This window comes from Mycoplasmoides genitalium G37 (assembly GCF_000027325.1).
Taxonomy (GTDB): Bacteria; Bacillota_I; Bacilli_A; order Mycoplasmatales; family Mycoplasmoidaceae; genus Mycoplasmoides; species Mycoplasmoides genitalium.
This window is the reverse complement of the sequence record NC_000908.2, coordinates 529,504-544,236: the sequence shown is the minus strand read 5'-3', so window position 1 is coordinate 544,236 and position 14,733 is coordinate 529,504. Positions and strand designations below refer to the sequence as shown.

Genomic DNA, 14,733 nt, shown 5'->3' with positions numbered 1-14,733 from the left:
ATTGGTGTGAAAAGATTATCTAATTTTGCAAGAAAAGAGATATTAAAGTAATTTTAGAAAGAAAGAATTAAGTTTTTGATTAATAATCCTTAATAGATTTAGTTCTTTCAGTCATATCGGGGAATAATTTTTTTAACAAAGTGTCACGAATCACTGTTAAAGAACTTAGTTCTTTTTTATATTGGTCTAATTTTTGATCTAACAAAAAGACGATTTTTCCTGCCTTTCTTTGCAGTTGAAATGACTTAACATAAGGCACTTTAATTTCACCTGCTAGTTTTAAGGATAAAAAAGGTGAATCATCACTTTTCATTCTTTCTTTAATATCTTTTTGCAAATACTTTAAAGCACAGTAAAAGAATGGTACATAGATTTCATTATTCATGGGTTCTAATGCAATGCTACCTGTGCCATTAAACCAAGGAATTTCATGATACCTGATGTTACCTAGTGAATAACCATTAGAAATAATAGAAATTGTGTCTTTTTCAGTATTAGGTTCAGCTACAAAACCAGTGTTATCAATTCCCGCTCCATAATAAGGAAATTTCCCTTCTTCTAATCTCTCCTCGCTCTTTAGATATTTACCACTTTTGAAATTAAATATTTCCCCTAAAGTAATTTCATGCATTTGGCTTTGTAATGCTTCTAGTTTTCAATGACTTAGAAAAGCTTCATCTAAGCTAAAGAGTTTGTGAGCATATTCATCTCTTAGTTTCCTGTTAATCTCAATTAAAGAAGCTAAGTTTTCTAGTCTCTCATCAAAAACACTTAAAGTATTTGCAATAGCATGCTGTTCATTCTTATTTGATGTGAAAGGAATTTCCAATTCTTTTAAATCTGAAATTCTAATGTTTTGAATCGTGGTCCCAAAAGCTAAAGCCTCTATTCTTTCTTGTTGTGATTTCAAAGCATAGTAAGCAAATTTAAGATCAAGTTCAAGCGGATCTAACAAATTTAATGTGCAATTACTTTGACCACAAAAGAAATTTTTATCAGCTAGCCTTACATAACCACAAGATCCACCAACAATTACACTAATAGTGTTCTTAAAAGTATTGAACTTGTCAGTTCTTCCTGAATTTTTTACACCACCGTTAAAATATTCATATTTTCCCTCAGGTGTAATTAACTCTTTTTCAAGCATTTCACCTTTTTTTAAATCAAACAAAGAATCAATTGTTCTTTTGGTTCAGTTTATGTTGTTATTTAGCTTTAGTTTTGGAGTCATACTTTATTAATTCTAAATACTAGCTTTGAATACTAGTGATTGCACTGAAATAAGTATTAGGTTCCATCAACAACCTTTGGTTGGAAATGGTTCCTGCTATTAAATGATAAACAAAGAAGAAACTAATTAAAAAAGAACTTGAATCAAATCGATCTAAAACTCCCCCATGTTTACCTAAAACCTTAGAAAAATCTTTGATACTAATTAAGCGTTTAATATAACTAAAAAAAAGATCACCGCCTATTGCAAAAACAGATCCTGTAAAAATTAAAGCTAAAGTGCTTACCCACCAGTAGATATAAAAACTACTTCCTCCAGAGATAAAGGCAATTAAAAAAATATTGGTAATAAGATTATGGCTATCATAATTTTGGGGTGTATTGAGCGCTATTCCATTTGTTTGATTAAAAGTAGGCTTTGCTACAAAGAAAGGAATTGAATATAAAACACAAAGTAAAGCAACAACAACAATGGTGCTAATGATGCCAAAAAAAGCTCCTTCTCATGTTTTTGATGGTGAAATTTTAATTAAAGGATTTTTACCAAAGCGCTTTCCAAAAAGAAAAGAAAATGTATCAACACTGACTGCTAAACTCATCAATAAAAAGATTGTAGTTCAACCCCTGATAACAGAAAAGTAAATAGTACCTATGCTAGCAATAAAGCAAGCAATAGCTCCTAAGCTATATGAAAGTTGTAAGCTAAACTTAATTCTTGTTTTACTCATGCAAGCAATGTAAATTATTCAAAGTAAAACCACAGAAAGAGTAAAACTTAATGTTCAAATACCATTAACAGTTGCATTTCATTTGTAAAAATAAACAACAACAAAAGTACCAATCATCCCAAAAATAATTATTCCAGCATTTAACAACGTTAAACTTAAGCTTAGTTTTGGTTTATTTTTTAGTATGTTTGTGAACAACTCTCAAATCATCAGAGAACCAATTACCCCAACAATTAAAATAATGATTATGCTAAAGCTGAAACGAACAGCTTTAAAGTTTTCATTAATCTCAGTACTAATAACACTAGTAACACCACTTGCTTGTTCTACTTTTAATGTTCTTGAATTGAAATCTGCTGATCACGGTGATCAAAAGTTAAAACCATCAGCAAATGCGCTAATTAAAAGAAAAAAGCAAAATACAACTAATAAAGCAATGAATACTGAAGTTCGCTTTTTGATGAATTGTTTTGCTTTTTCATTCATTTAAATTGTTAGCAATTCTTTTTCTTTGTCTTTTTGAATCTCTTCTAATTGATTAGAATAATTTTTGTTAATTTTTTCTATTTCAGCTTTTAAAGAGTTTTCTAAATCCTCATTGTGATTATCTTTTTTAATCATTTGTAATGCATCTCTTCTTACAACCCTCAGTTCTTGATAAATTTGCTCTATTATTTTTTTAACGTGCTTAATATTTTCTAAGCGAGTTTCTTGAGTAATTTGGGGAAAATTAACACGAATTTTTTCACCATCAATAACTGGTTGAACACCAATGTTTGCCCGCTGAATTTCACTGTAAATAGCATTAGTATTACTCTTAGGATCAAATGGTTTTATGATTATTTCTCTTGGCGGATTAATAGTCACTTGAGCTAAAGATATTAAAGGCATTTTTTGTCCATAACTTTCAATCAAAAGATTATCAAAGATTTTAGGATTTGGCCTACCTGTTCTAATCTTTGTTAACTCTTCTTTTAATCATTGAATTTTTTTATCAGCTGCTTGTTTAAAAAAATCAATGTAATGTGCTTTTGTCATTAGTTATTTTCAATTATAGTAAAGCGACCTTTTTTGTTTAATGCATCTAATAATGCATTCTCAGCATTAATGTTAAAAATAATTATTTTCAGATTATTTTCCTTACACATAGTAAAAGCAGTAATATCCATAATTTTCAAATCATTTTTAATGGCATGGTCATAGTTGAGTGTTGGTAAAAAGGTTGCATTTTTATCTTTTTTAGGATCAGCTGTATAAACACCATCAACACCATTTTTTCCAATCAGAATAGCAACTGCTTTTGTTTGCACTGCTCTTAAAGCTAATGCAGTGTCAGTGGAAAAATAAGGATTACCAGTGCCACCTGAAAAAATGACAAAGTCATTCTCTTCAAAAGCTTTATCAATAGTTTGCTGTGAAAGAATTTGCACTGCTAAACTAGGACAACTAATTGCACTTAGTAAAGCACTTTTCAAATTATGTGCATCTAACTTTGCTTTTAAAAAATAGCCATTAACTACTGTTGCTATAATACCAAGTTGATGACCATGGTATTCAGCAATGTTAAATTCTTGGCAATTATTACCTCTGATAATGTTACCCCCACCAATAACAATTCCTACTTGATAGCTTTCTTTTAAAACTTTTAATTGATTAATAATAGTTTCAAAAAAATCATTAGAAAAGGGTTGAGAATTTTCTTTGGTTAGCCCAGCACCACTAAGTTTAATGATTATTCTTTGGCGGATTTTATTGTTTGATTTGTGCATTTACTTCACTAACAAAATCAACAGTTTCCTTTATAATCCCCTCTCCCACTTCATACCTAATAAATTTAAGAACCTTAGCTTGTTTTTCTTTTAAAAATTGACCAATTGTTTTAGTTTCATCAATTAAGTATTTTTGGTTAATTAAGCAGGTATCAATTAGTAATTTGTTAACTCTACCTTCAATAGTTTTTTCTAAAAAAATTGCTTTTTTAGGATTTTCTTTAACCTCTAATTCTGCTTGGGAACGGATAATATTTCTTTCATTTTGAAGTCATGTTTGATTAACATCACTTTGATCAATAAATTGTGGTGAATTAGCAGCAATATGCATTGCTAAATGCTTACCATCATCTTCGTTGAGTTTTCCTTGAATCTCAATAATTACCCCAATTCTTTTATTGGCATGTAAATAGGTGAAAATTTGATTAGTTTTAGTTTCAAATACAACTACTCTTCTAAGTACTATTTTCTCATCAGTTTTAGAAGCAATTAATGCTAGTTTTTCACTAACTTTTTCATCATTATTAATTTGAATTTTTTCAATTTCAACTAATTCTGTTTTTGGATTTACTTTTTCAAATATTTTTTCAAGCATTAAATCTGAAAATTCTTTTAACTCTTGATTTTTGGCTACAAAATCAGTTTGTGAGTTTATCTCAACCATAATTGCCTTGTGTAAATTGCTTTTTAAAACAATAATTCCTTCACTTGCAACCTTATTTAATTTTTTGGTTGATTTAACAATGCCATTTTCTCTTAATCACTTAACAGCTTTCTCAAAATCATCATTATTTTTTTCCAAAGCTTGTTTACAATCCATAACACTTGCTTGTGTTGATTTACGCAATTCTTTTATTAGCTCTATTTTCGTTGCCATTATTGCACTAAGCTTAATATTACTAATAAGATAGTAAATAAGAAATTATTAATTACCAAAATTATTAAAATAATTGTTCTTAACTATGAAAGATAAAAACATCAAAATTTCAGGTAATTTTGTAAGGATTCATCTTTCTGGATCATTTCTTAAGTTTCAATCTATATACAACCTTAAAAAGCTTTATTTACAACTTGTAATTTTGACAATAGTTGCTTTTTTTTGAGGATTACTTGGTGTTATTTTTGTTCAGTTTTCAGGACTTTATGACATTGGTATGGCTTCCATTAGCCAAGGATTAGCTCGTCTTGTTAATTTTTTTATTACTTCACAAAATATTAATGTTGATTCAGCAACTATATTTAATGCTATTTTTTGGTTAACACAAATTCTTTTTAATGTTCCTTTCTTTATTTTTGGATGGTTTAAAATCTCCAAAAAATTTACCCTATTAACCCTTTATTTTGTAGCTGTTTCAAATCTTTTTGGTTTTTTCTTTTCATACATCCCTGGAATAGATAACTTCTTTTTGTTTGCAAATTTAACTACAGCAAAAGATGGTGGATTTGAAAATTTAATTAATGAAAAGGGAGTACAACTTATATTTTGAGAAAAATCTGCTGAAAAACAAGTATCTTTACTTTTTTATGGACTTATTTGGGGGTTTTTACAAGCAGTTTTTTATTCAGTTATTTTAATTATTGACGCTTCTACAGGCGGTCTTGACTTTTTAGCATTCTGATATTCTGAAAAAAAATACAAAGACATTGGTGGAATTTTGATGCTAATTAATACAGTTAGCTTTATTATTGGCTATGTAATTGGTACTTATTTAACTGGTAGTTTATCAGTGCAATCTTATGTTGGTGATGATAAACACCAGCCATTTGGAGTTGCTTTCTTTTTATCTCCAAACCTCGTTTTTACTCTATTGATGAACATTGTGTTGGGATTATTTACTTCTTTTTATTTCCCTAAGTATCAATTTGTAAAAGTAGAAGTTTATGGTAAGCACATAGAAAAAATTCGTAACTATCTACTTGATAATCAACAGTGATTTTCAATCACAATGTTTGAAGCTGAAGGAGGATATTCACGCCAAAAAACCCAAGTGCTTGTAACTAATTGTTTGCTTATTAAAGCTGCTAAGCTTTTAGAAGATGTGAGAAAGTTTGATCGTGATGCTTTGTTTTCCATTACTTTTATTAAAAAGCTTGATGGCTATATCTATGATAGACGTACCAATAAGCAAACAAAACATGGAACTGAAAACAAGTCATAACTTAATGATCAATTAGTTGGAAAAGAAAATGGTTTTTGAAAACTTATAAAATCTTTCATATGCGCACAAGGTATTTAATTGGCAATTGGAAAACAAATAAAAATTTAAAAGACGCAGTTAGTTTTGTTGAACAATTTCAACAAAATAAACTTAATTACAATGCCAAAATTGGGATAGCACCTGTTTATGTTCATCTCACTGAAATAAAAAAAATAATTAGTGATAGTCTCCTTTTATTTGCCCAAGACGCTAACTTTATTGAAAGTGGTTCATATACTGGAACTGTAAGCTTTACTCAACTTCAAGACATTGGTGTTAACAACAGTATTATTGGTCATTCTGAAAGAAGAAAATACTATAACGAAACCAGTGCAGTTATTAATCAAAAGCTCTTTGCTTGTCTAAAAGCATCCATGCAAGTAGTTTTATGTATTGGTGAGGCTTTAGGACAAGAGATTAGCTTTCTTAAAACTGATCTTACTAATTGCTTAGATACGATTGACAAAAGCTTAATTAAAAATTTAGTTATTGCTTATGAACCTTTGTGAGCAATTGGGACAGGTAAAACAGCAACTCCTGAAGTTGCAAATCAAACCATTAAAACCATTAGGGAATATATTAATGACTTATATGATGAAAATGTTGCTAACAATATCTCAATTCTATATGGCGGATCAGTTGATCATAATAATATCCAAAAACTAGCAATAATGGAACAAATTGATGGATTTTTAGTTGGTAAAGCATCTTTAGAAATTAAAAACTTTTTAGAAATGGCTAGGGTATATGCATAAAAAAGTTTTATTAGCAATCCTTGATGGTTATGGGATCTCAAATGCTATTTATGGTAATGCAGTACAAAATGCAAATACCCCAATGCTAGATGAATTAATCAATTCATATCCTTGTGTACTTTTAGATGCATCTGGGGAAGCAGTTGGATTGCCTATGGGTCAAATAGGTAACTCTGAGGTAGGTCATCTAAATATTGGGGCAGGTCGAGTTGTTTATACTGGACTTTCTTTGATTAATCAACATATTAAGGATCGTAGTTTTTTTGCAAATAAAGCTTTTTTAAAAACCATAGAACATGTAGAAAAAAACCATTCAAAAATCCATTTAATTGGGTTATTTTCCAATGGAGGAGTGCATAGTCATAATGAACATCTATTAGCACTCATTGAATTGTTTTCAAAACATGCAAAGGTAGTATTACATTTATTTGGTGATGGTAGAGATGTAGCACCTTGTAGCTTAAAACAAGATCTTGAGAAATTAATGATATTTCTAAAAAACTATCCTAATGTTGTTATTGGAACTATTGGGGGAAGATACTATGGAATGGATCGTGATCAACGCTGGGATCGTGAAATGATTGCTTATAAAGCTTTATTAGGAGTTTCAAAAAATAAATTCAATGACCCAATTGGTTATATTGAAACGCAATATCAGAACCAAATTACTGATGAATTTATTTATCCTGCAATTAATGCCAATTTAAATTCTGATCAGTTTGCATTAAACAATAATGATGGAGTTATTTTCTTTAATTTTAGACCTGATAGAGCAAGACAAATGTCCCATTTGATCTTTAACAGCAATTATTACAACTATCAACCTGAATTGAAACGAAAAGAAAATTTATTTTTTGTAACAATGATGAATTATGAGGGAATTGTACCTAGCGAATTTGCTTTTCCACCTCAAACCATTAAAAATAGTCTTGGTGAAGTAATTGCTAATAATAATTTGAAGCAATTGAGGATTGCAGAAACTGAAAAGTATGCTCACGTTACTTTCTTTTTTGATGGTGGTTTTGAAGTTAATCTCAGCAATGAAACAAAGACATTAATTCCTTCTTTAAAAGTTGCTACATATGATTTAGCTCCCGAAATGTCATGTAAAGCTATTACTGATGCACTACTAGAAAAGCTTAATAACTTTGATTTTACTGTTTTAAATTTTGCTAATCCTGATATGGTAGGTCATACTGGTAACTATCAAGCTTGCATTAAAGCTCTTGAAGCACTCGATGTTCAAATTAAACGAATAGTTGATTTTTGTAAAGCTAATCAAATAACTATGTTTTTAACTGCAGATCATGGGAATGCAGAAGTGATGATTGATAATAATAACAATCCAGTTACTAAACACACTATTAATCCTGTACCATTTGTATGTACTGACAAAAATGTTAACTTTAATCAAACTGGAATTTTAGCTAATATTGCTCCTACTATCTTGGAATATCTTAACCTTAGCAAACCAAAAGAGATGACTGCAAAATCCTTATTAAAAAATAACAATTAACCTATGAAAAAAATAATTGGGATTGGTGTTTCAGATGGCATTGCTGTTGCAAAAGCTTTCATTATTCAAACACCTCAATTTGACGTTAAAAAATACACAAATGTCAAAATGACACCCACCCAAGCAAAAAAGCTTTTAAGCAGTGCTTTTCAAAAAGCAAAAAAAGACCTTGAAGAGATTAAGACAATTACTGTTAAGAATATTAATCAAGAAGCAGGAATGATTTTTGATGCACACATCCAAATTCTTAATGATCCTACTATCACTGAGCAATTAGAACAACAACTAAATAAAAACATCCATCCTGTTATTGCTGTTGATAATGTTTTTCAACAAACAGCTTTAATGTTTAGTGAAATGGATGATAAGTATTTTAAAGAACGTGCCAGTGATATATTAGATTTACACCAAAGGCTCTTAAGTTATTTAACTGGAGTAAAACTTAATGATTTAATCAGGATTAAAAGTGATGTCATTATAGTAGCTAATGATTTAACACCAAGTCAAACAGCAACTCTTAATAAAAAGTATGTCAAGGGTTTTTTAACTGAGAGTGGTGGTAAAACAAGTCATGCTGCCATTATGGCTCGTTCTATGGAAATTCCTGCCATAGTTGGTTTAAAAAATATTACCAGTAAAGTTGAAGATGGCAAAACAGTTGGTATCAATGGTAGAAAAGGTATTGTGGGTTTTGACTTTTCAAGTAAAGACATAACTCAATGAAAACAAGAAAAAGAGTTGGAATCCAACTTTCAAAATGAATTAAAACAATATACCAATAAATTAGTAAAAACCTTAGATGGATATGAAGTTATTGTCGCTTCTAATATTGGTAATGTAAAAGATATGGATTTAGCAGTTGAGTATAACACGAATGGAATTGGTCTTTTTAGAACTGAATTTCTCTATATGAGTAGTCAAGATTGACCTGATGAATCAGTTCAATTTGAAGCTTATAAAACTGTTTTACAAAAAGCTAAAAATGATTTGGTAATAATTAGAACATTAGACATTGGTGGAGATAAAAAACTAAATTATTTTCAATTTCCTCATGAAGATAACCCTTTCTTAGGTTATCGTGCTATCCGTTTAACATTAGATAAACAAGCTGTTTTTAAGACCCAACTTCGTGCTTTATTAAGAGCTTCTGATTATGGAAATTTAGGAATTATGTTTCCAATGGTTGCAACTCTTGATGAATTAGTTCAAGTTAAGCAACTTTTAACAAAAGTTCAACAAGAATTTAATGAAACTAAGAAATTTAAATTAGGAATAATGATTGAAATTCCATCAGCAGCATTAGCAGCTGATTGCTTAGGAAAACATGTTGATTTTTTCTCAATAGGTAGCAATGATTTAATCCAATATAGTTTTGCTGCTGATAGGATGAATAAAAACGTTAGTTATCTATACCAACCATTAAATCCAGCATTACTACGCTTAATTAAACTAGTTGTAGAAGGTGGTAAATTAAATAATGTTTGAACTGGAATGTGTGGTGAAATGGCCAGTGATCAATATGCAATACCGTTGCTTTTAGGTTTAGGGTTAACAGAGTTATCAATGAGTGCAAGTTCAATGTTTAAAGCAAGAATGGTTATTGCTAAAATAACAATTAATGAATGTAAATCATTAGTTGAAAAAGCATTGAAATTAACTAGTGATAGTGCTGTTAGAAAACTAGTAGAAAATTTCTTTAAAAAGAAAAATATCTTTATTTAATATCCATATCTTTCTGTTAGCAATTTGATGTAGCTTTTAAAAAGATCTAATAAATATCTCACTCTTCTAGGACTAATATTGAGCTTTTTTGCTATCTCAAAGTTTTTATAGCCCTTTACATATAAAGAAAAAACTTTTCTCTCTTGATCGTTTTTAGCTTTATTAAAAGCTTTAGTAATAATTTCTTTAAATTCTAAACTCCGTAAATAGTTTTCAGGTGTATTTAGAACTGTGTTTTGCTTTTCTAATGAGTATTTACTTTTAGAATCAAGCAATTCAACTTTATTCACCATACTTCTAAAACTTGATCTAATGAAATTTGCTCCATTTAATTTGAGATAGTTGTCAAAACTTAAGCCAAATTCAGGATTAAAACGCTTCTTAGAATCTTGCTCTGCATGAAGTGCAATAGAGATAATGTCATCTTCTGTTAACTCTAAAAAGCGTCAAGATTTTCAATAAATTTTTGCTGCTAACAGTCCCAACTTTACATCACTAATATTATTTTTCATATGATCAATTATCGACTGCTAAAGCGAAATTTAATTTCTTAAATTTATCCTTTTTTTAAATAAAAAAATACCTGCAAAATTACAGGTATTTTTCGCTTTTTTAATAAGTTTTAGTGGACTAAAGTAACGCTAATATTTATCTTAAAATTGCTAGTTCCATGCAAAGTGTTATGAGCAGGACAACGTTTACTTACAAAATCAATGAATTCTTTAATCTCTTCTTCCTCATTAGGAGAGTGAATTTCTCAGTGAATGTTAAGTTCACGTAGGCCAAAATAACCATCACTAGGATTTGTTAAACGATAACCTTTGATGTTAATCAGTGCCTTGTTCAAAGTTATCATCTTAGCAGCTGCCATCGCATTAGCAGTTGCAAGTTCACATGCAGCTAAACCAGCCAAAAAAGCTGACAGAGGATTAATGCCTTTAGATTTTTCTTTTGGTCGTGCATCCAGTGTTATTTGGAAGTTATCGCTTACTGCATTAATAGAACTATCATCGTTCAAAACAGCTGTGATATCGTATTTTTTATCCATATATGCTTATGGATTAAGTTTAACTTAAATTTAAATTAGAAACGATTTTGTTTTTTAAGGGTACGAATTGTTTTAGTTGAAACTAGAATCCGTGTTACTTTACCATTAGTATCTTTAATTTTGCATGACTGAAGGTTTACATTCCATTTTCTTCTTGTAATAGTTTTGGAATGAGAACGATTATTGCCATACAAAGGCCCTCTTAAGGTAAGTTGGTCTTTTTTTGCCATACAAGTATTTTATAAATTGTTATTACATATTACTTTGTCAGTCATTGTCATGAATTTTTTGCTTTTGCATAGCTTTTTCAGGCTGGCGCATACGACTTTTGAAAAGATCACTTGCTAAAGGGACACGTTTATTACGGTCATATGGTTTTGCATTGGCATATATTTTCTGAACACAATCAAGTGAAATACCACCTTTTTTAGTTTTAGCTTTATTTTTTAAAGGAATTAACTTTATTTCCATTTGTTTACATTCAGCTATTCGATTATCAGTGATTTTCTCAACCATTTTCAGAAAGACTTTCTTTTCTTGTGAGGTGCAGAAAGTTACACATGTCCCTTTATGATTGTTTCTGCCAGTCCTTCCCATTCTATTTATATAAGCTTCTAGATTTAAACAAGCTGAATAATTGATAACCATATCGATTGCTTCAACATGGATACCACGACCAATAAGATCAGTAGTTACTAGAATCGTGGGTTGTTTTGTATTGGCAAAGATTTTAAGATTTCTCTCTCTAATAAATTGTTTTTTATCACCATGAAGTGCAAAAGTTCTTAATTCATTTTTTCTTAAAAATACATGAAGATCATCAACTAGTTTTTTAGTGTCACAAAAAACAATGATTGACTTAACTTGTGCTGTTTTTATAAGGCTGTATAAAGCTTGCTTTTTTTGATCTGAAAATAGATAACAAACAAATTGTTTGATTAGTTTATCATTATTGGTATTTGCGTCTTTATTAAATTCAGGTGATCCAATAAAGATCCCATTATTAGTAATTTGCTTGGCAATGTTAATAGCTTCTTGGTTGTAACTAGCTGAATAAACAGCAATTTGTTTAAAGGAATTGATTTGTTCTAGTAAATTAAAAATTTGTTTTTTAAAACCACGGTCTAACATTAAATCAACTTCATCAATAATTAGGTGTTCTAAATCGCTAAAATGAATTGCTTTACGCTCTAAAAGATCCATAATTCTACCCATAGTACCAACTATTATTTGGGGATTTGTTTTGATTTTTTTGATTTGTTTTCAAGCAGGTACACCACCAATTAAACTAATAATTCTTAGTTTTTTATTTTTAGCAATATTTGAAAATGTGGTTTTAATCTGTTCTACTAATTCTCTTGTTGGAGCAATTACTAAAGTTGGTTTTGCTGTTTGATCTTCTTTTAATAGCTTCTCAATTATGGGAATTGCAAAAGCAGCAGTTTTACCAGTTCCTGTTGGCGAGTGAACTATTAAGTTTTTTTCTGATAAAAACTGAGGGATAGAGATTTGTTGAATTTTTGTTGGCTTATTAATATGAAGCGCATTAAGCGTTTCAATTAAAGTTTGAGAGATCCCAAGCTCATGAAAGGTTGAGTCCATAAGTTAAATGGCTTTGTTAATTTGTTTAGATGTATAGATTTAAATATCGAAAATATCGAGAGAATTTATTAATAAAAATAAAAACTATATTTATTATAAGTAATAAGTAAGTAGGAGAATTTATTACTTCTAACCTTGGCAATGAGCCGTTTTCTAATTTTGTTATAATTCAACGTGTTTATTAATTAATGAAAATTGATAAAGAACAAATCATTAAGGCTCATCAACTTCACAAAAACGATGTTGGCAGTGTGCAAGTACAAATCTCTATATTAACAGATCAGATTAAAAAATTAACAGACCACCTGTTAGCAAACAAAAAGGATTTTATTTCTAAGCGTGGTTTATATACAAAGGTATCAAAAAGAAAACGGCTACTTAAATATCTAAAAGAACGTAATATTGAAACCTACCGTGATTTGATTAAAAATTTAAACCTCCGGGGTTAAAAATGGCTAAGATTAAATTCTTTGCGCTCGGCGGTCAAGATGAACGTGGTAAAAATTGCTATGTGCTTGAAATTGACAATGATGTGTTTATCTTTAATGTTGGTAGCTTAACACCAACAACAGCAGTTTTAGGTGTTAAAAAAATTATTCCTGATTTTAGTTGAATTCAAGAAAATCAAGCAAGAGTTAAAGGTATTTTTATAGGTAATGCCATTACTGAAAACTTAGGATCATTAGAATTTTTGTTCCATACAGTAGGATTTTTTCCTATTTACACAAGTTCAATAGGCGCTTCTATAATTAAAAGCAAAATTAATGAAAACAAACTTAATATTGCACGTGATAAATTGGAAATTCATGAATTAAAACCACTTGAAACAATCGAAATTTCTAATCATTCTATTACCCCTTTTAAAGTATCAAGTTCTTTACCATCATCATTTGGATTTGCTTTAAATACTGATAATGGTTACATCGTTTTTATTGATGATTTCATTGTTTTAAATGATAAGAACATTGCTTTTGAAAATCAACTAAATCAAATTATCCCTAAACTTTCTGACAATACATTGTTATTAATAACAGGAGTTGGTTTAGTTGGTAGAAACAGTGGTTTTACAACACCTAAACACAAGTCATTAGAACAGTTAAACAGGATCATAACTCCAGCCAAAGGCAGAATATTTGTAGCTTGTTATGATTCAAATGCTTACAGTGTTATGACTCTTGCCCAGATTGCAAGGATGCAAAATCGTCCTTTTATTATCTATTCACAATCATTTGTGCATCTCTTTAACACAATTGTGCGTCAAAAATTGTTTAATAACACGCATTTAAATACCATTTCTATTGAGGAGATTAACAATTCAACCAACAGTATTGTTGTTCTCACCTCACCACCTGATAAGTTGTATGCTAAATTATTCAAAATTGGAATGAACGAAGATGAAAGAATTCGTTATCGTAAGAGTGATACTTTTATCTTTATGACTCCTAAAGTTGCTGGCTATGAAGAGATAGAAGCACAAATCCTTGATGATATTGCACGTAATGAAGTTAGTTATTACAACTTAGGTAGAGAAATCCTTTCTATCCAAGCAAGTGATGAAGATATGAAGTTTTTAGTTAGTTCTTTAAAACCAAAATATATTATTCCAACTGGTGGACTTTATAGGGATTTTATAAACTTCACAATGGTTTTAAAACAAGCTGGCGCTGAGCAAAATCAAATCTTAATTCTTTTTAACGGTGAAGTTTTAACTATTGAAAACAAAAAACTAGATAGCAAAAAAAATGAATTGAAATTAAATCCTAAGTGTGTTGATTCTGCTGGATTACAAGAAATTGGAGCTAGCATTATGTTTGAACGTGATCAAATGTCAGAATCTGGAGTTGTGATCATAATCATTTATTTTGATCAAAAAAAGAGTGAATTCTTAAATGAGATAACTTATTCTTTTTTAGGAGTATCTTTAGATGTACCAGAAAAAGATAAACTAAAAACAAAAATGGAAGAATTAATTAAAAAACAAATTAATGATATTAAGGATTTCACCACGATTAAAAAACGAATAGGTAAAGAAATTTCAAAAGAATTGAAGGTTTCTATTAAACGAGCAGTAATGAATTTATTCACCAAGATGACATCAAAAGCACCCTTAATTCTTTCAACTATTATTTCTATTTAAGTACCTTAAAGATTAGCAATTAAAATTT

Annotated in this window: 15 protein-coding genes; 6 read left to right on the top strand and 9 right to left on the bottom strand. The window is 29.5% G+C overall.

Annotation, left to right across the window (positions count from 1 at the left end; genetic code table 4):
• Nucleotides 1-79 precede the first annotated feature (79 nt).
• The 5 genes from MG_RS02595 to tsf are packed head-to-tail and all read right to left on the bottom strand — an operon-like array spanning nucleotide 80 to nucleotide 4,604.
• Nucleotides 80-1,231 carry a restriction endonuclease subunit S gene (locus MG_RS02595; RefSeq protein ID WP_009885596.1) on the bottom strand — a complete coding sequence of 384 codons (1,152 nt, stop codon included), beginning with the start codon at nucleotides 1,229-1,231 and terminating at the stop codon, nucleotides 80-82.
• A gap of 19 nt (nucleotides 1,232-1,250) precedes the next feature.
• Nucleotides 1,251-2,444, bottom strand: a complete 1,194-nt coding sequence (locus MG_RS02590) for a phosphatidate cytidylyltransferase (RefSeq protein WP_009885597.1) — start codon at nucleotides 2,442-2,444, stop codon at nucleotides 1,251-1,253.
• Entirely contained in the window at nucleotides 2,445-2,996 is a 552-nt protein-coding gene (frr, locus tag MG_RS02585; RefSeq protein WP_010869481.1) for a ribosome recycling factor, read from the bottom strand.
• Complete coding sequence (gene pyrH, locus MG_RS02580; RefSeq protein ID WP_009885599.1) at nucleotides 2,996-3,727, bottom strand: UMP kinase; 732 nt, start codon at nucleotides 3,725-3,727, stop codon at nucleotides 2,996-2,998. Before pyrH ends, frr begins: the two co-directional genes overlap by 1 nt.
• Nucleotides 3,708-4,604 (bottom strand): translation elongation factor Ts, encoded by an 897-nt coding sequence (tsf, locus tag MG_RS02575; protein WP_009885600.1) that lies wholly within the window; start codon nucleotides 4,602-4,604, stop codon nucleotides 3,708-3,710. The genes pyrH and tsf overlap by 20 nt, the downstream gene beginning before the upstream one ends.
• Nucleotides 4,605-4,689: 85 nt before the next feature.
• Between tsf and MG_RS02570 the strand changes: the two genes are divergently transcribed.
• From MG_RS02570 to ptsP, 4 genes are read left to right on the top strand one after another with little or no spacing between them, the layout of a single operon-like run.
• Complete coding sequence (locus tag MG_RS02570; protein ID WP_009885601.1) at nucleotides 4,690-5,886, top strand: YitT family protein; 1,197 nt, start codon at nucleotides 4,690-4,692, stop codon at nucleotides 5,884-5,886.
• A gap of 59 nt (nucleotides 5,887-5,945) precedes the next feature.
• The gene (tpiA, locus tag MG_RS02565; RefSeq protein ID WP_009885602.1) at nucleotides 5,946-6,680 is read left to right on the top strand and encodes a triose-phosphate isomerase; all 735 of its coding nucleotides are present in this window, start codon (nucleotides 5,946-5,948) and stop codon (nucleotides 6,678-6,680) included.
• The gene (gene gpmI, locus MG_RS02560) at nucleotides 6,673-8,196 is read left to right on the top strand and encodes a 2,3-bisphosphoglycerate-independent phosphoglycerate mutase (protein WP_009885603.1); all 1,524 of its coding nucleotides are present in this window, start codon (nucleotides 6,673-6,675) and stop codon (nucleotides 8,194-8,196) included. Before tpiA ends, gpmI begins: the two co-directional genes overlap by 8 nt.
• 3 nt (nucleotides 8,197-8,199) lie before the next feature.
• A complete protein-coding gene (gene ptsP / locus MG_RS02555; RefSeq protein WP_010869480.1) occupies nucleotides 8,200-9,918 on the top strand; it encodes a phosphoenolpyruvate--protein phosphotransferase in 1,719 nt (572 codons plus the stop codon).
• On the opposite strand, the gene MG_RS02550 is transcribed toward ptsP, so the two are convergent.
• From MG_RS02550 to MG_RS02540, 4 genes are all read right to left on the bottom strand, one after another.
• Nucleotides 9,915-10,430, bottom strand: a complete 516-nt coding sequence (locus tag MG_RS02550) for a sigma-70 family RNA polymerase sigma factor (protein WP_009885604.1) — start codon at nucleotides 10,428-10,430, stop codon at nucleotides 9,915-9,917. The genes ptsP and MG_RS02550 overlap by 4 nt on opposite strands.
• A 110-nt stretch (nucleotides 10,431-10,540) precedes the next feature.
• Nucleotides 10,541-10,966 (bottom strand): hydroperoxide reductase, encoded by a 426-nt coding sequence (locus MG_RS02545; RefSeq protein ID WP_009885605.1) that lies wholly within the window; start codon nucleotides 10,964-10,966, stop codon nucleotides 10,541-10,543.
• A 35-nt stretch (nucleotides 10,967-11,001) separates the two neighbouring features.
• Nucleotides 11,002-11,196, bottom strand: coding sequence for a 50S ribosomal protein L28 (gene rpmB, locus MG_RS02850; RefSeq protein WP_009885606.1), 195 nt, complete (start codon nucleotides 11,194-11,196; stop codon nucleotides 11,002-11,004).
• A gap of 22 nt (nucleotides 11,197-11,218) precedes the next feature.
• Nucleotides 11,219-12,568: a DEAD/DEAH box helicase gene (locus tag MG_RS02540; protein ID WP_009885607.1), complete on the bottom strand. Its 1,350-nt coding sequence runs from the start codon at nucleotides 12,566-12,568 to the stop codon at nucleotides 11,219-11,221.
• 188 nt (nucleotides 12,569-12,756) lie between these two features.
• Between MG_RS02540 and rpsO the strand changes: the two genes are divergently transcribed.
• Together rpsO and MG_RS02530 are read left to right on the top strand one after the other, a co-directional pair.
• A complete protein-coding gene (gene rpsO, locus MG_RS02535) occupies nucleotides 12,757-13,017 on the top strand; it encodes a 30S ribosomal protein S15 (protein WP_009885608.1) in 261 nt (86 codons plus the stop codon).
• A 2-nt stretch (nucleotides 13,018-13,019) separates the two neighbouring features.
• A complete protein-coding gene (locus tag MG_RS02530; RefSeq protein ID WP_010869479.1) occupies nucleotides 13,020-14,705 on the top strand; it encodes an RNase J family beta-CASP ribonuclease in 1,686 nt (561 codons plus the stop codon).
• The last annotated feature ends 28 nt before the right edge of the window (nucleotides 14,706-14,733 follow it).